Source organism: Mycobacterium sp. pR1184, assembly GCF_041287235.1.
GTDB lineage: Bacteria > Actinomycetota > Actinomycetes > Mycobacteriales > Mycobacteriaceae > Mycobacterium.
Genome location: NZ_JBGGKR010000016.1, coordinates 22,443 through 44,667, shown reverse-complemented (window position 1 = coordinate 44,667; position 22,225 = coordinate 22,443). Strand labels below are relative to the sequence as shown.

21 protein-coding genes and 1 pseudogene are annotated in these 22,225 nt (G+C 66.3%); 13 read left to right on the top strand and 9 right to left on the bottom strand.

Going from position 1 to position 22,225, the window contains the following annotated elements; genetic code table 11:
- Positions 1–4: 4 nt before the first annotated feature.
- Positions 5–1,012 (bottom strand): VWA domain-containing protein, encoded by a 1,008-nt coding sequence (locus ACAG21_RS24055; RefSeq protein WP_370498769.1) that lies wholly within the window; start codon positions 1,010–1,012, stop codon positions 5–7.
- Between the two features lie 35 nt (positions 1,013–1,047).
- Positions 1,048–2,052, bottom strand: coding sequence for a cupin (locus ACAG21_RS24050; protein ID WP_370498768.1), 1,005 nt, complete (start codon positions 2,050–2,052; stop codon positions 1,048–1,050).
- A gap of 127 nt (positions 2,053–2,179) precedes the next feature.
- Between ACAG21_RS24050 and ACAG21_RS24045 the strand changes: the two genes are divergently transcribed.
- The 4 genes from ACAG21_RS24045 to ACAG21_RS24030 all read left to right on the top strand — a co-directional run bounded on the left by ACAG21_RS24045 (position 2,180) and on the right by ACAG21_RS24030 (position 5,973).
- Positions 2,180–2,836 (top strand): GntR family transcriptional regulator, encoded by a 657-nt coding sequence (locus ACAG21_RS24045; protein ID WP_370498767.1) that lies wholly within the window; start codon positions 2,180–2,182, stop codon positions 2,834–2,836.
- 155 nt (positions 2,837–2,991) lie between these two features.
- A complete protein-coding gene (locus ACAG21_RS24040) occupies positions 2,992–4,248 on the top strand; it encodes a PPE family protein (protein ID WP_370498766.1) in 1,257 nt (418 codons plus the stop codon).
- A gap of 15 nt (positions 4,249–4,263) precedes the next feature.
- Positions 4,264–4,527 carry a hypothetical protein gene (locus tag ACAG21_RS24035; protein WP_370498765.1) on the top strand — a complete coding sequence of 88 codons (264 nt, stop codon included), beginning with the start codon at positions 4,264–4,266 and terminating at the stop codon, positions 4,525–4,527.
- Positions 4,528–4,560: 33 nt separating this feature from the next.
- Entirely contained in the window at positions 4,561–5,973 is a 1,413-nt protein-coding gene (locus tag ACAG21_RS24030) for an HNH endonuclease signature motif containing protein (RefSeq protein WP_370498764.1), read from the top strand.
- Here the strand turns inward: ACAG21_RS24030 and ACAG21_RS24025 are convergent.
- From ACAG21_RS24025 to ACAG21_RS24015, 3 genes are read right to left on the bottom strand one after another with little or no spacing between them, the layout of a single operon-like run.
- A complete protein-coding gene (locus ACAG21_RS24025) occupies positions 5,970–7,058 on the bottom strand; it encodes an adenosine deaminase (RefSeq protein ID WP_370498763.1) in 1,089 nt (362 codons plus the stop codon). The genes ACAG21_RS24030 and ACAG21_RS24025 overlap by 4 nt on opposite strands.
- Positions 7,055–8,353, bottom strand: a complete 1,299-nt coding sequence (locus ACAG21_RS24020; RefSeq protein ID WP_370498762.1) for a thymidine phosphorylase — start codon at positions 8,351–8,353, stop codon at positions 7,055–7,057. The genes ACAG21_RS24025 and ACAG21_RS24020 overlap by 4 nt, the downstream gene beginning before the upstream one ends.
- Positions 8,350–8,751 carry a cytidine deaminase gene (locus tag ACAG21_RS24015; RefSeq protein ID WP_370498761.1) on the bottom strand — a complete coding sequence of 134 codons (402 nt, stop codon included), beginning with the start codon at positions 8,749–8,751 and terminating at the stop codon, positions 8,350–8,352. Before ACAG21_RS24015 ends, ACAG21_RS24020 begins: the two co-directional genes overlap by 4 nt.
- 230 nt (positions 8,752–8,981) lie before the next feature.
- On the opposite strand from ACAG21_RS24015, the gene sdhC reads away from it, so the two are divergent.
- Genes sdhC through ACAG21_RS23995 form a run of 4 tightly spaced genes read left to right on the top strand, consistent with a single transcriptional unit; the run spans position 8,982 to position 12,324 of the window.
- A complete protein-coding gene (gene sdhC / locus ACAG21_RS24010; protein ID WP_370498876.1) occupies positions 8,982–9,320 on the top strand; it encodes a succinate dehydrogenase, cytochrome b556 subunit in 339 nt (112 codons plus the stop codon).
- Entirely contained in the window at positions 9,317–9,787 is a 471-nt protein-coding gene (locus ACAG21_RS24005) for a succinate dehydrogenase hydrophobic membrane anchor subunit (RefSeq protein ID WP_096285111.1), read from the top strand. The genes sdhC and ACAG21_RS24005 overlap by 4 nt, the downstream gene beginning before the upstream one ends.
- A 3-nt stretch (positions 9,788–9,790) precedes the next feature.
- Complete coding sequence (gene sdhA / locus ACAG21_RS24000) at positions 9,791–11,545, top strand: succinate dehydrogenase flavoprotein subunit (RefSeq protein WP_370498760.1); 1,755 nt, start codon at positions 9,791–9,793, stop codon at positions 11,543–11,545.
- The gene (locus ACAG21_RS23995) at positions 11,545–12,324 is read left to right on the top strand and encodes a succinate dehydrogenase iron-sulfur subunit (protein WP_096285107.1); all 780 of its coding nucleotides are present in this window, start codon (positions 11,545–11,547) and stop codon (positions 12,322–12,324) included. Before sdhA ends, ACAG21_RS23995 begins: the two co-directional genes overlap by 1 nt.
- On the opposite strand, the gene ACAG21_RS23990 is transcribed toward ACAG21_RS23995, so the two are convergent.
- Entirely contained in the window at positions 12,296–12,742 is a 447-nt protein-coding gene (locus tag ACAG21_RS23990; RefSeq protein ID WP_370498875.1) for a hypothetical protein, read from the bottom strand. The two genes, ACAG21_RS23995 and ACAG21_RS23990, sit on opposite strands and share 29 nt — an antisense overlap.
- Positions 12,743–12,812: 70 nt before the next feature.
- Between ACAG21_RS23990 and ACAG21_RS23985 the strand changes: the two are divergent.
- Positions 12,813–13,424: pseudogene (locus tag ACAG21_RS23985) on the top strand (carboxymuconolactone decarboxylase family protein); the annotation flags it as partial.
- On the opposite strand, the gene ACAG21_RS23980 reads toward ACAG21_RS23985, so the two are convergent.
- Positions 13,363–14,295, bottom strand: a complete 933-nt coding sequence (locus tag ACAG21_RS23980) for a sigma-70 family RNA polymerase sigma factor (protein WP_370498759.1) — start codon at positions 14,293–14,295, stop codon at positions 13,363–13,365. The pseudogene ACAG21_RS23985 and the gene ACAG21_RS23980 overlap by 62 nt on opposite strands.
- Positions 14,296–14,327: 32 nt before the next feature.
- On the opposite strand from ACAG21_RS23980, the gene ACAG21_RS23975 reads away from it, so the two are divergent.
- Positions 14,328–15,659, top strand: coding sequence for an aspartate aminotransferase family protein (locus ACAG21_RS23975; protein WP_370498758.1), 1,332 nt, complete (start codon positions 14,328–14,330; stop codon positions 15,657–15,659).
- A 24-nt stretch (positions 15,660–15,683) separates the two neighbouring features.
- Here ACAG21_RS23975 and ACAG21_RS23970 read toward each other — a convergent pair whose 3' ends face one another.
- On the bottom strand, positions 15,684–15,977 hold the full coding sequence (locus ACAG21_RS23970; protein ID WP_370498757.1) for a hypothetical protein: 294 nt from the start codon (positions 15,975–15,977) through the stop codon (positions 15,684–15,686).
- A gap of 168 nt (positions 15,978–16,145) precedes the next feature.
- Here ACAG21_RS23970 and ACAG21_RS23965 point away from each other — a divergent pair, with 168 nt between their 5' ends.
- The 3 genes from ACAG21_RS23965 to ACAG21_RS23955 all read left to right on the top strand — a co-directional run bounded on the left by ACAG21_RS23965 (position 16,146) and on the right by ACAG21_RS23955 (position 20,801).
- On the top strand, positions 16,146–17,390 hold the full coding sequence (locus ACAG21_RS23965; protein ID WP_370498756.1) for a D-alanyl-D-alanine carboxypeptidase family protein: 1,245 nt from the start codon (positions 16,146–16,148) through the stop codon (positions 17,388–17,390).
- Positions 17,391–17,496: 106 nt separating this feature from the next.
- Positions 17,497–17,934 carry an MmpS family transport accessory protein gene (locus ACAG21_RS23960; protein WP_342929678.1) on the top strand — a complete coding sequence of 146 codons (438 nt, stop codon included), beginning with the start codon at positions 17,497–17,499 and terminating at the stop codon, positions 17,932–17,934.
- Positions 17,931–20,801, top strand: a complete 2,871-nt coding sequence (locus tag ACAG21_RS23955) for an RND family transporter (RefSeq protein ID WP_370498755.1) — start codon at positions 17,931–17,933, stop codon at positions 20,799–20,801. Before ACAG21_RS23960 ends, ACAG21_RS23955 begins: the two co-directional genes overlap by 4 nt.
- On the opposite strand, the gene ACAG21_RS23950 is transcribed toward ACAG21_RS23955, so the two are convergent.
- Positions 20,798–22,093 (bottom strand): MFS transporter, encoded by a 1,296-nt coding sequence (locus ACAG21_RS23950; RefSeq protein WP_370498754.1) that lies wholly within the window; start codon positions 22,091–22,093, stop codon positions 20,798–20,800. The genes ACAG21_RS23955 and ACAG21_RS23950 overlap by 4 nt on opposite strands.
- Positions 22,094–22,225 lie beyond the last annotated feature (132 nt).

Genomic DNA, 22,225 nt, shown 5'->3' with positions numbered 1-22,225 from the left:
CTCGTCAGGCGGGCAGCCTGCGGTTGAGGAACAGGCCGGCCAGCACCGCGCCGGCCAGCACCACCGAACCGAGCAGCAACCACGCCAGGCTCGCATCGCCCTTGACCGTCTCGTAGCCGATCTGGCGCTGCAGCGTCGCGTAGACCTCCTTGAGGGACTGCAGGCTGTCGGCGTGGAACGCCTGGCCGTCGGTGATCTTGCAGATCTCCTGCAGGGTCTGGTCGTCGACCGGAACCGGAATCGTCGCGCCCTGGTAGACGACGGTGCCGTCGGGCGTGCCGAACGAGATTGTCGAGATCTGTACGCCCTCGGCCTTGGCCGCGCGGGCAGCGGTGAACGCTCCCTGCGGGGCGTTGGGATCCAGCGGCACGTTCTCGGCGCCATCGGACTCCAGCACGATGCGTGCCGGGGGCGGACCGTCGCCGCCGCCCATCACCGCACCGACCGTCGCGATCGCCTGTAACGCGGTGAAAATGCCTTCTCCGGTGGCGGTTTTCGGAGCCGGTTGCAGGCCGTCGATCGCCGCCTTGACGGCACCGCGGTTGGTCGTCGGCGACACCAGCAGGGTGGCGTTGGCCGCGAATGCCACCAGCCCGAGGTTGATCGCCGGCGTCAGCTCGTCGGCGAATTGTTTACCGGCCTCTTGCGCGGCGGCCAGCCGGTTGGGAGCCACGTCGGTGGCGGCCATCGACTCCGAGACGTCGATGACCAACATCACCACCGCGCGGTTGAGGGGTATGCGGACATCGGTGGTCGGCCCGGCCATTGCCGTCGTCAGCAGCACCAGCGACACCGCGAGCAGGATCGTCGGGATGTGGCGCCACCGGGACAGCCGCGTGGGCGCGACGCGCTCCAGCACCTCCATGTTGGCGAACCGCAGCACGCGTCGGCGCCGCGCGAATTGCTGGACGACGTAGAGCCCGATCACCAGGAGCACGGCCAGCAACGCCAGGAAGAACCATCCGTGCTGAAAGCCGGTGAGCGACACCGGACCCAGCAGTGGCAACTTCATGCCACGCACATTACGTGGCGCCGCGGCGACACGGTTCAGCCAGCGACCAGGTCCCGGCGTGCAGTGAATTTGATGTCGAGACTGCGCAGGTGGGTCTGCAGCCCGGCGTCCTGCACGGGAATCAGGTGGGCGGGCTGATCGGTCTCGTTGAAGTGGGCGTGCCACATGCCCGGCGGAGTGGTGAAGGCGCCACCGGCCTGCCAGTCCACCCGGATCGGGTCGACGATGTCGCCGCGCTCGTCGAGGCGAGTGCCCAGCAACGAGTAGCAGCCGCTGGGCGGAGCATCGAGAATGAGATCCAATGCGACAGACTGGTGCCGGTGCGGGCGCTGCTCCTGGTTGGGCGGCAGCACGCCGAACATTGCCCACAGCACGTGAGTGATGGTCAGCGTCTGCTCCTGGTTCTCGTTGGCCAGCAGCACGCTCACCCGGCTCTTGTCGTTGGCACCGGGACGCGACGCGATCTCGTCCAGCTTGGTCACCGCGTCCGTGCGGCAGAACTTGGTCGCGGCGAACCGCGGCTCGCGGGCCTCGGCGCCCAGGTAGCGCAGCAGCGGCTCGTCGTGCACCCAATACATGGCCGCCTCCGAGTCGGCGTAGAACACCGAGCGGGCACCCGCGGGCAGGGTGAGGAAATCGCCCTTCTCCCACTTCACCAACTGGCCGTTGACGGCGGCGAAGCCGTGCCCGAACAACACGTAGTACAGCTGCGAAGTGGCGTTGGGGCTGGTGTCGATCTGCTCACCGGCGCGGATGCGCAGGAAGTTGGCCAGCAGTGCGGGACTGGTTGCCGCGCCGCTGATGCCCAGGTCCGCGGACAGATCCAGCGGCACAATGCCGGTCGGCTCATCCATGTAGACCTCGGGTCCGAACTGGGTAATCGGCACCTGCGGCGCAAATCCAGAGCCGATCGGGTTGGCGGCCTTGGAGTACTCGAAGTAGCGGGCGTCGTCGGCCCAGTCGGCGAAACGGCCCTCGAACCCGTACTCGGCCACGTTGGTCATCGGAGCGGGAATCGTCGGGTCCAAGTTCACGGACATCGCGCATCTCCTTCATGCTCAAGTACATCTTGTGTTTGAATCGTATCTATCTTGTATCTCAGTGTCAACTGCGGCGTCGTGTACGGTATGGACACCCTGAGATACGACTGAGCTACAAGGGGGCGCCGTGGCAGCGACCGCCAAGGACCGCGCGCTGGAGTACGTCAAAACCCAGGTGCTCACTGGAGCGTTTCCCGGCGGCGAACTGATCAGCGAGGGTGACGTCGCGACCGCGCTGGGCATGTCGCGGACCCCGGTGCGCGAGGCCTTTCTGCGCATGGAGGCCGAGGGCCTGCTGCGGCTGTATCCGCAACGCGGGGCGCTCGTCGTACCCGTCTCCCCCGACGAGGTTCGCTCGGTGATCGAGGCCCGGCTGCTGCTCGAGCAGTACGCCGCGCGCAAAGTGGTCGGACGCGGGCCCGGCGGGTGTGCCGCCGTGTTCGAGCGGTTGACGGCCGAACTGCAACGGCAGCGCGATACCGCGGCGGCGGGCGACTGGCGGGCATTCCTGGACTCCGACCGCGCCTTCCACGCCATCACCCTCGAAGAGTCGGGCAACGCGATTCTGTCCGGTTTCTACTCCTCGCTGCGTGACCGGCAGATGCGGATGATCGGCGAATCGGCACTGCGCGAACAAGATCGGGTCGCGACGATCATGCGCGAGCACCTCGCGATCGCCGAGGCACTGCGCGACGGCGATCTGCCGCGAGCGCAGCAGGCCGTGCAGACCCACCTGGTCAGCACCGTGCGCGCCATTGGTCTCGCCGTCGACTCGTCGATTTGACGCGGGGCCGACACGGTCTTATACACACGCCCAAAAACCGCCCGCAACCGAATTTCGCGTGCTAGAAATCCCTACAAGGGGTCGACCTCTTCGGGCGGGGGTTTCAACCAAAACGCTTCGCCGTTTTACTGGTCCGTCCGAAAGGCAACGACGCCATGGACTTTGGGTTGCTGATGCCGGAAATCAACTCCGCTCGCATGTACGCCGGACCCGGGTCGGGCCCGTTGCTGGCCGCCGCTGCGGCCTGGGGCGAACTCGCCGCTCAGCTGGAATCGGCTGCCAGCGGCTATCTTTCGGAAGTCTCGGGTTTGACCGGGCAGACGTGGTTCGGCCCGTCGTCGATGCGGATGGCCGCCGCCGCCGCACCCTATGTGGCCTGGCTGCAGGCGGCCGCCGCGCAGGCCGCCCAAACGTCGGCTCAGGCGTACGCGGCGGCTGCGGCCTACGAGGCGGCGTTCGCGATGACGGTGCCCCCGCCGGTGATCGCGGCCAACCGGGCCCAGCTGATGGCGCTGGTCGCGACGAACTTCTTCGGGCAGAACACCCCGGCGATCGCGGCCACCGAAGCCCAGTACATGCAGATGTGGGTCCAAGACGCCACCGCGATGTACACCTATGCCGCCGACGCGACGGCAGCGAGCACCCTGACGTCGTACGACGAGCCGCCACAGACCACCAACCAGGCCGGGCAGGCCGATCAGGGCCGCGCGATGGCCCAGAGCGCGGGCAATCTCACCAGTGCCCGCACCCAGTCCCTGGTGCAGCAGGTTTCGACCAACACCACCGGGCCCGGTGGCATCGACTACACCCCGGTCGGCGACGCCGATCCGCCGATCCCGCCCGGAACGTCGGCCAACGTGCCGCCGCTGAGCATCATCTCCGTCGGCACCAACTCGCACATGATCGTCGATGCCGGCTCGGTCACGATGGCTCCCACCGGCGTCGCCGGCTTCTTCGAAGTCACTGCCCAGGGCGGCTCGACCATCACCCTCAACTCCGGCAGCACCTTCACCGCCGGAGCCTTGCAGTGGGTAAACGCGGCAACCGGCGCCAACGTGAGTGGCGTCGTGAACGTCGGGATCGGCGAAACCGTCACCCTTGCCCCCAAATTTGGCATCGGGGCCTTCGGCTTCCTCAACGCGGGCTCGGCCACCCTCGGTCCGGGAACCGGCATCATTACCGTGAACGACACCGCCGTCGGATTTGCCGGCCTGTCCGGCGCGACCCTCACCAATGCCGCGGGCTCCGTGTCCTACAGCGCTGTGCCGGCACCGGCATTGGCTTCGGCACCCGGTCTGGCCGGAACCGCCGGAATTCAGCCCCAATTCAATGCCGACGGGCTCGCGGATTGGGGCCGCCGCGTGGCCTCCGCGCTTATCCCCGAAGGCGAAGCCGCGGCGGCGTTGGGCTAGCGGTAGCGTCGAGCCATGAAGCGCTGCATCGTCGGCGGGTTGACCGTCGTGCTGATCACCGGAGGGCTGCTCACCACGGCGCCGCCGGCCGCCGCGGGCTGCCAATACGGCGGGCCCGTGATCAGCAAGTGCGACGGACCCATTGCGCCCGACGGCACCTGGGAGCGTTGCGTGGTGACTCACAACCTGGTGCCCAACGGCGCCAGTTCCTTCTTTGTGCCCGAGCGGACCTGCAACGTGATGGGCCCCGGCGGTCTGGACCCGCACATCGACGGCTGAGGCTTGTCGGCCCCTTCGCTTAGACTCGAACACATGTTCGATGAATCGTCCTTGCTTACCCGCATCAGCGACGCGGCGCGGGCCGAAGCCCAAGCCGCCGCCGCTCGCCTCGAGGCAATCGGCGACTTGTTCAGGTTGCGGGTGGCCCAGCACGGCGAACGCGCGCAGTGGGCAGCCGACACCAGCGATGCGGTGGCCGCCGAAGTCGCGGCGGCGCTGCGCACCAGCGTGGCGATGGGCCACAGCAACCTGCGGTACGCCCGTGCCATGCAGGAACGACTGCCGGCCGTCGCTACCGTTTTTCGGGCCGGGGACATCGACTTTCGGCTGTTCCGCACCATCGTGTTTCGCACCGACCTGATCGTCGAAGCCGAGGCGCTGGCCGCGGTGGATGCGCAGCTGGCGATCAAGGCACCGCGCTGGCCGTCGATGACCAGCTGGAAGCTCGCGACGGAGATCGATCGCGTCGTCGTCACGATGGACCGCGACGCGGTGCGCCGGTCCCGCGAGTACGCAGCGGACCGCTATTTCAAGGTCACGCCGATGGATCCGGGCATGGCGTTGATCAATGGCACGGTGTTTGCGACGACGGGCCAAGCCCTGCATCGCCGGCTCGACGAACTCGCCAAGACGGTGTGCGACGACGATCCCCGCACGATCGGTCAGCTGCGCGCCGACGCGTTGGGCGCGTTGGCAGCCGGCGCCGACCGGCTGACGTGCGGATGCGCTCGCGCTGACTGCCCGGCCGGTGCGCCGCCGCGGGTCCCCAACTCCGTCGTCATTCACGTGGTCGCCGACAGCGCGACCGTGGACGGGTCCGGCGCGGCTCCGGGCTTTCTGTACGGTGACGGCATCATCCCGGCCGAAATTGTCCGTGAGTTGGCGAAAACTGCTAAGCTGCAACCGATTACGGCTGCGGCGGCTGCGGAGTCCGGATACCTGCCGTCTCGGGCGCTGGCCGACTTCGTGCGGGCCCGCGACCTGACCTGTCGGGCACCTGGCTGCGACCGGCCCGCCACCGAGTGCGATATCGACCACACCGTGCCCCACGGTGACGGCGGCGCCACCCACCCCTCCAACCTCAAATGCCTGTGCCGAAAACATCACCTGCTCAAGACTTTCTGGGGCTGGCGCGACCAACAACTACCCGACGGCACCGTCATCTGGACCCTGCCCGGTGGACACACCCGCGTCACCACACCCGGCAGCGCCCTGCTGTTCCCCGTGCTGTGCGCCGGCCTGGATCCGCCGCCGATCGCGGCGATGCCCGCCATCGGATGCGACAACCGCGAAGCGATGATGCCGCTGCGGACCCACACTCGCGCGCAGAACCGCGCCGCCCGCATCGCCACCGAGCGCCGGCACAACCGAGCCCGCAGCGAAAAGCGCCGCGCCGCAGCACTAGCCGTTCGGCCCCAAGACGACGGTGAACCGCCGCCGTTCTAGCCGATCAGTACCGCGTACCGCGGCTTGATCACGTCGTCGATGAGCGCGAGCCGCTCATCGAACGCAATGAACGCCGACTTCATCGCATTGATGGTGAACCGCTCGAGGTCGCTCCACCCGTAACCGAAAGCCTCGACCAGCCGGTGCATTTCGAGGCTCATCGTGGTGTCGCTCATCAACCTGTTGTCGGTGTTGACGGTCACCCGGAACCGGGCCCTGGCCAGCAGATCGAACGGGTGGTCGGCGATGCTCTTGACCGCGCCGGTCTGCACGTTCGAGCTCGGGCACAGCTCCAGGGGAATGCGCTTGTCGCGCAGGATCGATGCCAGCCGGCCCAACTGAACACCGCCGCCTTCGACGATTTCGATATCGTCGACGATGCGCACGCCGTGGCCCAGCCGGTCGGCTCCGCAGAAGGCTATCGCCTCGTGAATGGACGGCAGGCCGAACGCCTCACCGGCATGAATGGTGAAGCGCGCGTTGTGATCTCGCATATATTCGAACGCGTCCAGGTGTCGCGTCGGCGGATAGCCGGCCTCGGCACCGGCAATGTCGAAGCCGACAACTCCCTTGTCCCGGAAGCGAATTGCCAGCTCGGCAATCTCTCGCGACATCGCGGCGTGGCGCATCGCGGTGACCAGAAGACGCATCACGATCGGACGGCCCGCCGCGGCGGCGGCCTTCTCGCCGGCCGCGAATCCCTCCAGCACGGCATCGACGATCTCGTCGAAGGACAGCCCACGATTGATGTGCAGCTCCGGCGCGAAACGGATCTCGGCGTACACCACGGAGTCGGCGGCCAGGTCCTCCACACACTCGTAGCCGACCCGGAACAGCGCCTCGGGCGTCTGCATCACGGCCACGGTGTGCGAGAACGGCTCCAGGTAGCGCTCCAGTGAACCGCTGTGCGACCGCGTGCGAAACCAGGTCGCCAGCTCGTCGGCGTCGGTGGCGGGCAGCTCGTCGTAGCCGATCTGGCCGGCGATGTCCAGCACGGTCGACGGGCGCAAACCCCCGTCGAGGTGATCGTGCAGCAGCGCCTTCGGCGCCTGCTGGATCTGCCGCAATTCCAGTGGGGCGCTCACGAGGCGATCCCGATGATCAGCGGTCGCGACGGCGGTGCCGTGTCACCCACGCTCCAGCCGCCGTCCAGCTCGGCCAGCGCGGCGCCGAAGCGCTCGGGGGTGTCGGTGTAGAGCGTGAACAACGGCTCACCGGCGGCAACCGGCTGCCCCGGGCGCCGATGGATCCGGACGCCCGCGCCGGGCTGCACCTGCCCACCCGGGCGGGATCGACCCGCGCCGAGTCGCCAAGCTGCCAGTCCCACTGCCATAGCGTCGATGTCCCCCATTGTGCCGCTCCGTGTCGCGATCACGGTCTCCGAATGCGAACCGATTGGCAACGGCACGGACAAGTCGCCGCCCTGGGCCGCGACCAACCGGCGGAACCGGTCCATCGCGGTGCCGTCACGCAGGGTCTGGGCGGGATCATGGCCGTCGATGCCGGCCAGCTCCAGCATCTCGACGGCCAGCCGGATCGTCAGCTCCACGACATCGGGTGGTCCGCCACCGGCCAGCACCTCGAGCGCCTCGGCAACCTCGAGCGCATTGCCGACCGTGGCACCCAGCGGGCCGTCCATATCGGTCAGCACCGCCCGCGTGGGCACACCGTGGGCCACACCCAGCCCGACCATCGTTTCGGCCAGTTCGCGACATTGCGCCTCCGAGGACAAGAACGCGCCGCCACCGACCTTCACGTCGAGCACCAGCGCGCCGATGCCCTCGGCCAGTTTCTTGCTCATGATCGAGCTGGCAATCAACGGCAAGGAGTCGACCGTGGCGGTGATGTCGCGCAGCGCGTAGATCTTTTTGTCGGCGGGCGCCAGCTCGCCGGCACCGAAGATCGCCGCCCCGATATCGCAGAGTTGTTGATGCACTTGATCTTTGGATATTGACGCGCTGAACCCGGTGATGGACTCCAGCTTGTCCAGGGTGCCGCCCGTATGGCCGAGGCCGCGGCCGGAGACTTTGGGCACCGCACCACCGCAGGCGGCGACGACGGGCACCAACACCAGCGTGGTCTTGTCGCCGACCCCGCCGGTCGAATGCTTGTCCACGGTGGCCAGCGGTTTGCCGCCGGACCGCAGATCGCTGAAATCCAGCCGGTCACCCGACGCCAGCATCGCCGCTGTCCACCTGACGATCTCACCGTGGTCCATGCCACGCCAGAAGATCGCCATCAGCAGCGCCGCCATCTGCTCCTCGGCGACGCGGCCATCGGTATAGGCGGCGACGACCCAGTCGATCGCGGCATCGGACAACCGACCCCCGTCACGTTTGGTCCTGATGACCGTCGGCGCGTCGAATGCGAAGTCAGTCAAGGACGTTCCCGGGTCAGATCGTCGGCATCGAACGGATCGGGCAGTAGCTCTTCGAGTCGGCGGGGGCCGGCCGGATGCGCGATCAGCAGGTCGCGTCCGCCGTGCTCCAGCAGGACTTGACGGCAGCGTCCGCACGGCATCAACAGCGCTGCCTGTGAGTCAACGCACACCAGGGCAACCAACCGGCCGCCACCGCTCGTATGCAGGGCGGACACCACGCCGCATTCGGCACACAGACCAAGCCCATATGAGACATTCTCCACATTGCAGCCGGTGACCACACGACCGTCGTCGACCAACGCGGCCGCACCCACCGGGAACTGCGAATACGGGGCATAGGCTCCCGCAGCTGCCTGTATTGCTTTGTCCCGCAGCATATTCCAATCAATATCAGGCATACAGCAACCCCAATCACCGATCGGCCGAGTCGAGAGAGCCACCCTAACCCTGGCACGAAACCCCCGTTGAAGAACGATGTTGGCTGGTTCCGGACCCCTGGTTGCCGGGCTAAGCTCGATTGCCCGGCTTAGTTTCGCGGATGAACAAGGGAATTGGTTTGAGCACTGAGACCACCGAGCCATCACGCAAGCGACGGCCACCACGGACCCTGTATCGGGGAGATCCGGGGATGTGGTCGTGGGTGTTGCATCGCATCACCGGCGCGACGATCTTCTTCTTCCTGTTCGTGCACGTGCTGGATACCGCCCTGGTCCGGGTCAGCCCGCAGACCTACAACGAGGTGGTCGCGACCTACAAGACGCCGATCGTCGGCCTGATGGAGCTCGGCTTGGTCGCCGCGGTGGGATTCCACGCACTCAACGGGATCCGCATCATCTTGATCGACTTCTGGGCCGAGGGTCCCCGCCACCAGAAGACGATGCTGTGGATCGTCGCCGTCGTCTACCTGTTGGTCATGGTGCCCGCGGCGGTGGCGATCGGCGTCCACATGATGGAGCACTTCCGATGAGTAGCCCCGACCTTCAGCTCGGTCGCGGCGAGGTAGCGCCGGTCCTGCAGCGCAGCCACGATCGCCCGCCCAGCCTGGACAACCCGCGCTCACCGCGGCGGCGGTCCGGTATTCCCAACTTCGAGAAATTCGCCTGGCTGTTCATGCGGTTTTCGGGCGTCGCGCTGGTGTTCCTGGCGATCGGGCACCTGTTCATCATGCTGATGTGGGACAACGGCGTGTACCGCATCGACTTCAACTACGTGGCGCAGCGCTGGGCGTCGCCGTTCTGGCAATTCTGGGACCTGTCGCTGCTGTGGCTGGCGCAGCTGCACGGCGGTAACGGCCTGCGCACCATCATCGACGACTACAGCCGCAAGAACAGCACCCGGTTTTGGCTGAACAGCCTGCTGCTGTTGTCGATGGGATTCACGTTGGTGCTGGGTACCTACGTGTTGATGACGTTCAACCCCGATGTCGGAGGCTAACCCGTGATCCAGCAACACCGATACGACGTGGTGATCGTCGGCGCGGGCGGTGCCGGGATGCGGGCAGCCGTCGAGGCGGGCCCCCAGGTGCGCACCGCGGTGTTGACCAAGCTCTACCCGACCCGTAGCCACACCGGCGCCGCCCAGGGCGGCATGTGCGCGGCGCTGGCCAACGTCGAGGACGACAACTGGGAGTGGCACACCTTCGACACCGTCAAGGGCGGTGACTACCTCGCGGACCAGGATGCCGTCGAGATCATGTGCAAGGAAGCCATCGACGCGGTGCTCGACCTGGAGAAGATGGGGATGCCGTTCAACCGCACCCCCGAGGGCCGCATCGACCAGCGCCGCTTCGGCGGCCACACCCGCGATCACGGCAAGGCCCCGGTACGACGGGCCTGCTACGCCGCGGACCGCACCGGCCACATGATCCTGCAGACGCTGTACCAAAACTGCGTCAAGCACGACGTGCAGTTCTTCAACGAGTTCTACGCGCTCGACCTGGTGCTCACCCAGACGCCCAGCGGCCCGGTGGCCACCGGGGTCGTCGCCTATGAGCTGGCCACCGGTCGCATCCACGTCTTCCACGCCAAGGCCGTCGTGCTCGCGACCGGCGGCTCCGGGCGCATGTACAAGACCACCTCCAACGCGCACACACTGACCGGCGACGGTATCGGCATCGTGTTCCGCAAGGGACTTCCGTTGGAGGACATGGAATTTCACCAGTTCCACCCGACCGGCCTGGCCGGGTTGGGCATCCTGATCTCGGAGGCCGTGCGCGGCGAGGGTGGCCGGTTGCTCAACGGCGAGGGCGAGCGATTCATGGAGCGCTACGCCCCGACGATCGTCGACCTGGCGCCCCGCGACATCGTGGCCCGCTCGATGGTGTTGGAGGTCCTGGAGGGCCGCGGCGCCGGACCGCACAAGGATTACGTGTACATCGACGTCCGCCACCTCGGCGAAGACGTGCTGGAATCCAAGCTGCCCGACATCACCGAATTCGCCCGCACCTACCTGGGCGTCGATCCCGTGCACGAGCTGGTGCCGGTCTATCCCACTTGTCACTACGTGATGGGCGGCATCCCGACCACGGTGTCCGGACAAGTGTTGCGGGACAACACATCCACCGTTCCGGGCCTGTATGCGGCCGGTGAGTGCGCATGCGTCTCCGTGCACGGCGCCAATCGGCTGGGCACCAACTCGCTGCTGGACATCAACGTCTTCGGCCGCCGTGCCGGCATCGCCGCGGCCAGCTACGCCCGGGGCCACGACTTCGTCGACATGCCGCCGAATCCGGAGGCCATGGTCCTCGGCTGGGTGTCCGACATCCTCAGCGAGCACGGCAACGAACGCGTCGCCGACATCCGTGGCGCCCTGCAACAGACGATGGACAACAACGCCGCGGTGTTCCGCACCGAGGAGACACTCAAGCAGGCGCTCACCGACATCCACGCGCTCAAGGAGCGCTACTCGCGAATTAGCGTGCACGACAAGGGAAAATGTTTCAACAGCGACTTGCTGGAAGCCATCGAGCTGGGCTTCTTGCTGGAGCTGGCAGAAGTCACCGTCGTCGGCGCCCTGAATCGCAAGGAGTCCCGTGGCGGGCACGCCCGCGAGGACTACCCGAATCGGGACGACGTCAACTACATGCGCCACACGATGGCTTACAAGCAGGGCAGCGAGCTGTTGAGCGACATCGCGCTCGACTTCAAGCCCGTCGTGCAGACGCGCTACGAACCCAAGGAGCGGAAGTACTGATGTCTGAAGAGGTTGGGGAACCACCCCTGCCCGCGGTTCCGGACGGCGCGGTGATGGTGACCCTCAAGATCGCCCGGTTCAATCCCGACGATCCCGATGCGTTCGCGAAAACCGGTGGCTGGCAAAGCTTTCGGGTTCCATGTCTGCCCAGCGACCGGCTGCTCAATCTGCTGATCTACATCAAGGGCTACCTCGACGGCACACTGACCTTCCGGCGATCCTGCGCCCACGGCGTCTGCGGATCCGACGCGATGCGGATCAACGGCGTGAACCGGCTGGCCTGCAAGGTGCTGATGCGCGACCTGTTGCCCAAGAGACCGGGCAAGTCCCTGACGATCACGGTCGAGCCGATCCGTGGTCTTCCGGTGGAGAAGGACCTGGTCGTCGACATGGAACCGTTCTTCGACGCCTACCGGGCGGTGAAGCCGTACCTGATCACCAGCGGCAACCCGCCGACCCGCGAGCGTATCCAAAGCCCGACCGACCGCGCCCGCTACGACGACACCACCAAGTGCATCCTGTGTGCGTGCTGCACCACCAGCTGCCCGGTGTTCTGGAGCGAGGGCACGTACTTCGGCCCGGCCGCGATCGTCAACGCGCACCGGTTCATCTTCGACAGCCGCGACGAGGCCGCCGCTGAGCGCCTCGACATCCTCAACGAGGTCGACGGAGTGTGGCGCTGCCGCACCACGTTCAACTGCACGGAGTCCTGCCCGCGTGGAATTCAGGTCACGAAGGCGATCCAAGAGGTCAAGCGCGCGCTGATGTTCTCACGCTGAGGCCGGCGGCGCGGCACTCGGCGACCAGGTCGTCGACGACCGCTTGCCAGGCCGCTTCGTCGATGCAGAGCCGGCTGGCGGTCAGCACCAGCCGGTCGGGTTCGCCCGGCAGCAGCGAGACCGCGAACAACCGGCCGGTGTGCATATCGAAGCTGGCCAGATGCCGCGCGACGATGTCGGTGACACAGCCGCCGGGTGGTTCCACGCCCCACGCCCAGCCGCCGCCCGGTCGGGTCATCCAGATCTTCAATTTCGACTCGAACACGGTGCCCAGGTCGGGGTGAGCAGCGAAAACCACGTCGACCGCGGCTCGGATGCGCGCCTGGTCCAGCCGTGGTTCGGCGATCAGCACCTCGCTGTGGGTGGCCGGCTCGATGTCTTCCAGGCGGGGCGGCTCGTCGAAATAGCAGTAGGTCATCGCCACACACTTGCCGGGGATCCTTATCGGATTCTTGGAAGAACCTTGGTCACACTCCCCGAAGCTGCGTCGTCTTGAATGTATGACTCAGAAAACACGCATCCAGCCGCTACCACCCAAGAGCGCCGGCCTGATGACCCGCGCCATGTACCGGATCGCCCAGCGGCGCTACGGCCAGGTACCCGAACCGTTCGCGGTGGCCGCGCATCATCGCCGGCTGATGGTCGCCGGCGCCGTGCACGAGACCCTGGTCGACCGGGCCTCCCGCTCACTCCCGGTCAGTGTGCGTGAGCTTGCCGTGTACTGGACCGCGCGCGCGATCGGCTGCTCGTGGTGTGTCGACTTCGGGTCCATGCTGCAGCGCCTGGACGGCCTGGACATCAAGCGGCTCAAGGAGATCGACGACTACGCCACGTCGGCGGCGTTCACCGACGACGAGCGCGCCGCGATCGCCTACGCCGACGCGATGACCACCGATCCGCACACCGTCACCGACGAGCAGGTGGCCGACCTGCGGGCACGGTTCGGCGACGCCGGGGTGATCGAGCTGACCTATCAGATCGGCTTGGAGAACATGCGGGCCCGGATGAACTCCGCGCTGGGCATCACCGAGCAGGGCTTCAATTCCGGTGATAGTTGCCGCATTCCGTGGGCGGCCGACGACGCAGCGGGGATCCGCTGAATTTGTCGGGGTTGGCGACATCCCATAGGGCACAGACCTTTCCGTCGCGCACCGTCATCGCCATAATCCTGGGCATCATCTCGCGATACCCGTCAGCGGCAGGCACACCCGCGGTGTAGCCGCCCAGTTCGCCGTTGACCAACCCGAGCTGATACGTCGTGAACATCGCAGGGCCGTAGCGGTCGGCCAGGCCGAAGAAGAATCGGGCCACCTTGTCCGCGCCGTGAATGACGTTGATTGCGGTGGGCGCCTTGCCATTCGCATCGCCGGTCAATGTCACGTCCGGATGCAGCAGCGCCACCACCGCTTCCAGGTCGCCGGAGGCCATCGCGGCCATCAGCTTGCCGACCACCTCGTTGTGGGACGGATCCGGTTCCGGGGGCGGCTGGCTCGCGACGGCCTTGCGAGCCCGCGAGGCGAGCTGGCGGGCGGCGGGCTCGTTGGTTCCCAGCACCTCGGCAACTTCGGCGAACGGCATCGAGAACCCGTCGTGCAACACAAAGGCGACCCGCTGATCCGGGGACAGCCGCTCCAGCACCACCATCGCCGCAAACCGGGCGTCCTCGCGCGCCACCACGGCGGACAGCGGATCGGTGCCGTCAAAGCCGGTCACCACCGGCTCGGGCAGCCAGTTGCCGGTGTAGGTCTCGCGCCGGTGGGCGGCCGACCGCAACCGATCCAGTCCGAGCCGACTCACCACGGTGGTCAGCCAGGCGCGCAGGTCGGTGATCGTCGCGTCTTGGCTGTCCCAGCGCAGCCACGCTTCCTGGACGATGTCTTCCGCGTCGGCCACGGTTCCCGTCACCCGGTAGGCAACCGCCATCAGGTGTGGGCGCAGCGCTTCGAAATCGGTGACCTGCGTTGCGGTCATGTCCCGAGCCTAGCGTTACGCTCACGGGCACGATGACTGACAATCTTTGGCTGCACTTCGCCCGGCACGGAGCCGACATCACCGCGCCGATCATCACCCGCGGCGAGGGCGTCACCATCTACGACGACCGCGGCAAAAGCTACCTGGACGGGCTGTCCGGGCTGTTCACCGTGCAGGTCGGTCACGGCCGCACCGAACTGGCCGAGGTCGCGGCCCGGCAGGCGAGCACGCTGGCGTTCTTTCCGTTGTGGGGGTACGCCACCCCGCCCGCGATCGAGCTGTCCGAGCGCCTGGCCCACCATGCCCCCGGCGATCTGAACCGGGTGTTCTTCACCACCGGTGGCACCGAGGCCGTCGAGACCGCGTGGAAAGTCGCCAAGCAGTATTTCAAGCTGACCGGCAAACCCGGGAAGCACAAGGTGATTTCGCGCGCGATCGCCTATCACGGCACCACTCAGGGAGCGCTGGCGATCACCGGGCTGCCGCGGTTCAAGGCACCGTTCGAACCGGTCACCCCGGGCGGCTTCCGGGTGCCCAACACCAACTTCTACCGAGCGCCCGAGCCCTTTCGCGCCGACGCAAAAGCGTTCGGGCGGTGGGCCGCCGACCGGGTCGCCGAGGCAATCGAGTTCGAGGGGCCCGACACCGTGGCCGCGGTGTTCCTCGAACCGGTGCAGAACGCCGGCGGCAGCATCCCCGCTCCCCCAGGCTATTTCGAGCGGGTCCGGGAGATCTGCGACGAATACGACGTGCTGCTGGTCTCCGACGAGGTGATCTGCGCGTTCGGCCGGATCGGCTCGATGTTCGCCTGTGACGACGTCGGCTATGTACCCGACATGATCACCTGCGCCAAGGGCATGACGTCGGGCTACTCGCCGATCGGCGCGATGATCGCCAGCGAGCGGTTGTTCGAGCCGTTCAACGACGGCGAGACGATGTTCCCGCACGGGTATACCTTTGGCGGCCACCCGGTTTCGGCCGCCGTCGGCTTGGCCAACCTGGACATCTTCGAGCGCGAGGGCATCCTCGACCACGTCAAGTCCCACGCCCCCGCATTCCGCGCCACCCTGGAGAAGCTGTACGACCTGCCGATCGTCGGCGACGTACGTGGCGAGGGTTTCTTCTACGGCGTCGAGCTGGTCAAGGACAAGGCGACCAAACAGACCTTCACCGACACCGAACGCCGGGCCCTGCTGGGCCAGGTGTCCTCGGCGCTGTTCGAGGCCGGATTGTATTGCCGCACCGACGATCGCGGCGATTCGGTCGTCCAGTTGGCGCCGCCGCTGATCAGCGGCCAGGCCGAATTCGACACGATCGAATCGATCCTGCGCGGCGTGCTCAGCGAGGCGTGGCAGCGGTTCTAGACCCCGGGCGCAGCGGCCGCGACCTCAACGATTCAGCGCGGCTCTAGCGGTGCCGGTGGCCATCACCAGCTGGCGGGCGTGCGCCGCACTCGGGTTGTTCACGAACCGCGACAGCGAATTGCACAGCCAGGCCAGCGCCGACCGCGCCTCGGGATCGTCGGTGGCGTCGCGATGCATCTCCAACTCGGCCAACACCTGGTCAAGTCCGGTCCGCCGCACCTGGGTCGACTTCTCCACCTGCTTGAGCAACTGCTCCAGCGATCGCGGCGGGTGCCCGGATCCGTTGGTGCCCTCCCGGCGCCGCCACTTCGACCACAATCGCTCGCTTGGAATGGCGCACCCTTTTCGACGTCGACGGCTGTTGGCTCCTGTCAGCGTAGTGGGTTGCGGGAGCCTGCGCCGCACGGATGAAGTTGTCACATCAGCCTCAGCAGTCACAGCGCGGCTCCCGGCAATCGGGCGCCCCATCGCCTAGTCTGCACACCAATGCCCCGCTCAAGAGCTCGCCTACGTTCTGCATCCTGCCTGGCTGCGGCGGTTTTCATGACCGCCGCCCCGGCCGCTTTGGGCATGCCCACCGCGCTCGCGGAGCCGAGCCCAGGGGCCAACGCCGGGGCACCCACCTGCCCGTTTAAGGTGAACACTCCACCGGCGGTGGACTCCTCGGAGGTGCCGCAGGCCGGCGATCCGCCGATTCCGCTGGCGGTGCCCGCCAAGCCGGTCGGCGGCGAGGCCCTGTCCAGCTGCGGCATCGTCACCGCCCCCGACACCCCGGCGCTGCCAACCGACGTCTCGGCCGACGCCTGGCTGGTCGCGGATCTGGACAGCGGCGCGGTGATCGCGGCCAAGGACCCGCATGGCCGCCACCGCCCGGCCAGCATCATCAAGGTGCTGGTCGCGATGGCCTCGCTGAACGCGCTGCCGCTCAACAAGTCGGTGACCGGAACGGCCGACGACGCCGCTGCCGAGGGCACCAAGGTCGGCGTGGACGACGGCGGCGTCTACACCGTCAACCAGCTGCTGCACGGGCTGCTGATGCACTCCGGCAACGACGCGGCACACGCGCTGGCCATGCAGCTGGGCGGAATGCAGCAGGCGGTGGAGAAGATCAACGTGCTGGCCGCCAAGCTCGGCGGTCAGGACACCCGGGTGGCGACACCGTCGGGACTGGACGGACCGGGCATGAGCACCTCGGCCTACGACATCGGCCTGTTCTACCGATACGCCTGGCAGAACCCGACTTTCGCCGACATCGTCGCGACGAAGACCTTCGACTTCCCCGGTCACGGCGACCACCCGGGCTACGAGCTGGAAAACGACAACCAGCTGCTCTACAAATATCCGGGCGCGCTCGGCGGCAAGACCGGTTACACCGACGATGCCGGCCAGACGTTTGTCGGCGCGGCAAACCACGACGGCCGGCGGCTGGTGGCGATATTGATGCACGGCACCCGGCAGCCGATCGCGCCCTGGGAACAGGCGGCGCATCTGCTCGACTACGGCTTCGCGACCGCGCAGGGCACCCAAGTCGGCGCCCTGATCGCACCCGACCCGTCGCTGGCGCCCAAGCAAGACTCCGCGGCTGACCGGCCCGGGGCCGGGTCCCAGGCGGCGGGGCTGCTGCCCTCGGCCGACGCGTTGCCGGTGCGGGTGGGCGTGGGCGTTATCGGAGCGATCGTCGTGTTCTCGTTGATCATGGTCGCGCGCTCGATGAACCGCCGCGCCATATAACGATCACTCGATCAGCAAAAAGGCTCGATGCTTTACCGCGTTGACGGTAGCGTAAGTCGCTAACGCAAATCGTTTCGCGACCCGGTGACAAAGCACGGGGGTAAAGATGGTTTCGGTTACCCGAGTCGTGAAACGAATGTGGTTGCTGCTGGCCATAATTGCGATTGCCAGCGTCGCGGCGCTCGGAATCTATCGCCTCCATAGCATGTTCGGCGTTCACGGACATCCCGTTGTCAGGGTCAAGGCTGATCTCGACGACCCGGTGTTCGACCCGAAACAAGTCACCTATGAAGTCTTCGGCCCCGCCCCGACGGCAAAGATCGCGTATTTGGACCCCGACGCACGCGTGCAACGTCTGGAAAATATTCCGCTGCCGTGGTCGCAAACGGTGTCGACGACGCTGACGTCGGTCACCGTCAACCTTTTGGCGCAAAGCAGCGGCGGCGTCATCGGCTGCCGAATCAAGGTGAATGGCACGACCAAGGACGAGCGATCCGAAACCGGGCCGAAAGCGTTGACCTTCTGCCAGGTGAATGCCGGATGAGCCGGGCACCAAAGATCATCCGCCGATTTGCGGTGCCGATCGTCCTGATCTGGCTCGGGCTGACGGCCGTGCTCAACCTCGCCGTGCCGCAGCTGGAAGCGGTCGGCAAAGCGCACTCCGTTTCGATGAGCCCCAAGGGCGGCGCTTCGATTCAGGCGCTCAAGCGGGTGGGACAGGTATTCGGAGAATCCGGTACCGACAGCGCGGCCACGATAGTGCTGGAAAGCGACAAGCCGCTGGGCGACGAGGCGCATCGCTTTTATAGCGAGCTGTTGCGGCGGCTTTCCGCGGATACCCAGCACGTCGCGCACATCCAGGACTTCTGGAGTGACCCGTTGACGGCGGGCGGATCGCAAAGTGCCGACGATAAAGCCGCGTATGTGGTGGTCTACCTGGCCGGCAAGAGCGAAACGGCGGCATACAACTCGGTTCACGCCGTACGTCACATCGTGGACACCACGCCGGCGCCACGCGGGCTCAAGGCGTATGTGACCGGCTCGATGGGGCTGATCGCCGATCAATCCGAGGCCGGCGACAAAAGTATCGCCAGGGTCACCCTGATCACCGGGGTGGTGATCGCGGTGATGCTGCTCTTCATCTACCGGTCCTTCGTCACGATGATCCTCGTCGTGGCCATGGTCGGGATCGAACTCGGGGCCATTCGCGGCGTGGTCAGTTTTCTGGTTTATCACGGCGTTTTCGGCCTTTCGACCTTCGCGGTCAACTTGCTCACGCTGCTGGCCATTGCGGCCAGCACGGACTACGCGATATTCCTACTCGGCCGCTACCACGAGGCCCGCTACGCGGGTAAAGACCGAGAAGCCGCATACTTCGCCATGTTTCACGGAACCGCCCACGTGATCCTGGGCTCCGGGTTGACCATCGCGGGCGCCATGTGTTGCCTCAGCTTTGCCCGGTTGCCGTACTTCAAGTCGCTCGGGCCACCGTGCGCGGTCGGCATGTTGGTCGCGGTCCTCGCCGCACTCACGCTCGGGCCGGCGGTGCTGACCGTCGCCAGCTTCTTCAAGTTCTTCGAACCCAAGCGCAGGATGGCCACGCGCAGGTGGCGTCGGGTGGGAACCGCGATCGTTCGGTGGCCCGGCCCGGTGCTTGCGGCGACCTGCGCGGTGGCATTCGTCGGGCTGTTGGCCTTGCCGAATTACCGGACAACCTACGATCTGCGCAGATTCGTGCCGGCCAGCATGCCGGCCGTCGTCGGGGATGCGGCCGCGGGCCGGCACTTTTCCCAATCCTGGCTGAATCCCGATGTGCTGTTGATGGAGTCCGATCATGATATGCGCGATCCGGTGGACATGCTCATTCTGGACAAGGTCGCGAAAACCATTTTTCACAGCCCCGGAATCTCACAGGTGAAGTCGATAACCCGGCCGCTGGGAACGTCTCTCAAACACACGTCGATTCCCTTCATCATGAGCATGCAGGGCGTCTCACAGGCCGAAAACATGCAATTCATGAAGGACCGCTTGGACGACATGGTGGTCCAGGCGCAGGCGATGACGGTATCCATCGACACGATGAAGCACATGTATCAGCTCATGGGCGAAATCGTGGACAACACGGTCGATATGGATCACCTCACGCACGATATGTCGAACACCACCGACACGATAAGAGATCACCTTGCGGACTTGTCGGACTTCCTGCGGCCGATTGGCAGCTATTTCTACTGGGAGAAGCACTGTTTCGATATTCCGGCCTGCTGGGCGGTCAGGTCGATATTCGAAACGTTCGACAACATCGATCAGCTGAGCGAGAAATTGGAGTCTCTCGTCAAGGATATGGATGTTCTGATCCGGCTCCTACCGGAGATGCGCGCGCAGATGCTGCCAATGATTTCGACGATGACGATCATGCGCGACATGCTGGTCGTCTGGCACGGCACCCTGATGTCCTTCTACAAGGAGCAGGAGATGAACACCAAAGACCCGGGTGCCATGGGCCGGGTCTTCGACGCCGCCCAGGTCGACGATTCGTTTTATCTGCCGCAGTCGGCCTTTGAGAATCCGGATTTCAAGCGGGGCCTCAAGATGTTCTTGTCGCCGGACGGCAAGGCGGCGCGCTTCATCATTGCGCTGGACGGAGATCCCTCGACGCCCGAGGGCATCGCCCGCGTCGAGCCGATCCAGCAGGCCGCCAAAGAAGCCATCAAGGGAACCCCGCTACAGGGAGCGGCGATCTCGATGGGCGGCACGGCTTCGACGTACCGGGACATCCAAGAGGGCTCCTTCTACGACCTGCTGATCGCCGGAGTCGCCGCGATCAGTCTCATCTTGATCATCATGATGATCGTGACCCGCAGCCTGATCGCGGCTGCCGTCATCGTCGGCACCGTGCTGGTTTCCCTGGGCTCCTCGTTCGGCCTGTCGGTCCTGCTCTGGCAGGACATTCTCGGCATCGACTTGTACTGGCTGGTGCTGGCGATGTCGGTGATCCTGTTGCTGGCCGTCGGATCCGACTACAACCTGCTGCTGATCTCACGACTCAAAGAGGAAATCGGCGCCGGCCTGAACACCGGAATCATCCGCGCGATGGCGGGCACCGGCGGCGTCGTCACCGCCGCCGGCATGGTGTTCGCCGTCACCATGTCGCTATTTGTATTCAGCGATCTACGCGTCATCGGCCAGATCGGCACCACCATCGGCCTGGGCCTGCTGTTCGACACCCTGATCGTGCGCTCGTTCATGACGCCGTCGATCGCCGCGCTGCTCGGACGCTGGTTCTGGTGGCCACAACGAGTACGCCCCCGCCCGGCCAGTCACCTGCTCAGATCGTCCGGACCCCGCCGCTTGGTACGTGCCCTGTTGCTGCCGCCCGCGGAAAAGTCATCGGAGATAGCGCGACCCTAGGCCGCCTGCAGCACCGGCGCGGGTGCCGCGACCGGGACGCGGATGGCAGCGACCGGCCGCCGGGTTTCCGACGGCGGCGCGCCCAGCGAAGCCAGTGCGGCGCCGATGGCCAGGATCAGCACCACGACGTCGGGCCACATGGTGGCGTGGTTCTGCGCGAGGTTCCCGAGCACCGCCGCCAGTGCCATGGTTTCGACGGCGACCAGTGTCGAGCTGAACGCGATCAGGGTCCCGCGGTGCGACTCCTCGGCGACCACGCTGATCCACGAGATCGCCGCGGCGAAGACGGCCTGCGCGGCCACCGTCGCCATCAGGAACACCGTGCCGTACGCCCAAATGTGGGTCCATTGGCCGCAGACTTCGGCCGCCAGGGTCAGCGTGGCGGCGGCGATGCTGAGCAGCGCGCTGCCCAGCATCATCCCGCGCACTCCGAAGCGGCGGTAAACCTTGCGCCACAGCGGCGACCCGAAAACCAGTCCGACGCTGGACAGGATCACCAGCACATGCAGGCTGCGGCTGTGGTGGGCGGTACGCAGGGCATAGAAGGTGGTGCCCAGGGTGACCGGGCCGAACAACAGGCAGGCGACCATGTACCGGCCAAACCACGGCTGGGACCGCGCGACCGCGAAGCCCTCCCGGTAGGTCTCTCGCATCGACATCCGGGTGGTGGTAGACGTGGACCGCGCCGGGCCGACGAACAGCGCCGCGATGGCCGAACCGGCCAGCGCGACTGCGCCCAGCCACAACAGATCGCGGCGATACGCCATCTCGTTGCCGTGGGCCAGCAGTGGGACGACGAAAAGCGTGACGACGGTGGCCAGCACCGACCCGATGGCGCTCTGGAACAGGAAAAGCTCGCCGCGCCGCGCGCCGGACAGCTTGCTGGAGACCATGTCGGGGTAGGCGACGCCGGCGATTCCGAGCAGCACTCCCGCGAGCACGCAGGTCAGCAGAAACACCACCGCGGTGGTGGCGCCGCGCCAGGGAATCAGCGCGTCGCACAGGGTCAGCGCGGCCACGCTGGCCGCGATCACGGCCAACAGCCGGTGGCGCATCTGGCCGACTCGCGCCAGTACCAGTGGAGACACCGAGTTTCCGACGATGTCGCCGAAGCTGAAGGCCGGAAAGAGCAGCGCTGCCACCCAGGTCAGACCTTGGTGTGCGCAGATCAACGGCAGTATCACGGTGCCGTTGCTGAGTTGCATGCCCGCGGTGTAGAAGGTGCCCTGGGAAAGCAGGCGCCCGAACACGCGCGGCTGTGCCGCGGGGGCGGGAACCAGGGTGACCGGCATAACAACAGAATCTAAGGTTGGTCAAGAATCAATAACATCCTCCGATCGGATGCCGTGAGTGGAATTGTCTATCCCCCGATCGGCGGACAACCCAAGCTCAAGACGCGCCACCGTTGACCGCCAATGTTTGCT

Excerpts from the sequence above, each read along its gene's own strand:
- ACAG21_RS24055 (WP_370498769.1), bottom strand. The coding sequence starts at position 1,012 with ATGAAGTTGCCACTGCTGGGTCCGGTGTCGCTCACCGGCTTTCAGCAC.
- ACAG21_RS24050 (WP_370498768.1), bottom strand. The coding sequence starts at position 2,052 with ATGTCCGTGAACTTGGACCCGACGATTCCCGCTCCGATGACCAACGTG.
- ACAG21_RS24040 (WP_370498766.1), top strand. The coding sequence starts at position 2,992 with ATGGACTTTGGGTTGCTGATGCCGGAAATCAACTCCGCTCGCATGTAC.
- ACAG21_RS24035 (WP_370498765.1), top strand. The coding sequence starts at position 4,264 with ATGAAGCGCTGCATCGTCGGCGGGTTGACCGTCGTGCTGATCACCGGA.
- ACAG21_RS24030 (WP_370498764.1), top strand. The coding sequence starts at position 4,561 with ATGTTCGATGAATCGTCCTTGCTTACCCGCATCAGCGACGCGGCGCGG.
- ACAG21_RS24015 (WP_370498761.1), bottom strand. The coding sequence starts at position 8,751 with ATGCCTGATATTGATTGGAATATGCTGCGGGACAAAGCAATACAGGCA.
- sdhC (WP_370498876.1), top strand. The coding sequence starts at position 8,982 with ATGTGGTCGTGGGTGTTGCATCGCATCACCGGCGCGACGATCTTCTTC.
- ACAG21_RS24005 (WP_096285111.1), top strand. The coding sequence starts at position 9,317 with ATGAGTAGCCCCGACCTTCAGCTCGGTCGCGGCGAGGTAGCGCCGGTC.
- ACAG21_RS23995 (WP_096285107.1), top strand. The coding sequence starts at position 11,545 with ATGTCTGAAGAGGTTGGGGAACCACCCCTGCCCGCGGTTCCGGACGGC.
- ACAG21_RS23990 (WP_370498875.1), bottom strand. The coding sequence starts at position 12,742 with ATGACCTACTGCTATTTCGACGAGCCGCCCCGCCTGGAAGACATCGAG.
- ACAG21_RS23980 (WP_370498759.1), bottom strand. The coding sequence starts at position 14,295 with ATGACCGCAACGCAGGTCACCGATTTCGAAGCGCTGCGCCCACACCTG.
- ACAG21_RS23975 (WP_370498758.1), top strand. The coding sequence starts at position 14,328 with ATGACTGACAATCTTTGGCTGCACTTCGCCCGGCACGGAGCCGACATC.
- ACAG21_RS23965 (WP_370498756.1), top strand. The coding sequence starts at position 16,146 with ATGCCCCGCTCAAGAGCTCGCCTACGTTCTGCATCCTGCCTGGCTGCG.
- ACAG21_RS23960 (WP_342929678.1), top strand. The coding sequence starts at position 17,497 with ATGGTTTCGGTTACCCGAGTCGTGAAACGAATGTGGTTGCTGCTGGCC.
- ACAG21_RS23955 (WP_370498755.1), top strand. The coding sequence starts at position 17,931 with ATGAGCCGGGCACCAAAGATCATCCGCCGATTTGCGGTGCCGATCGTC.
- ACAG21_RS23950 (WP_370498754.1), bottom strand. The coding sequence starts at position 22,093 with ATGCCGGTCACCCTGGTTCCCGCCCCCGCGGCACAGCCGCGCGTGTTC.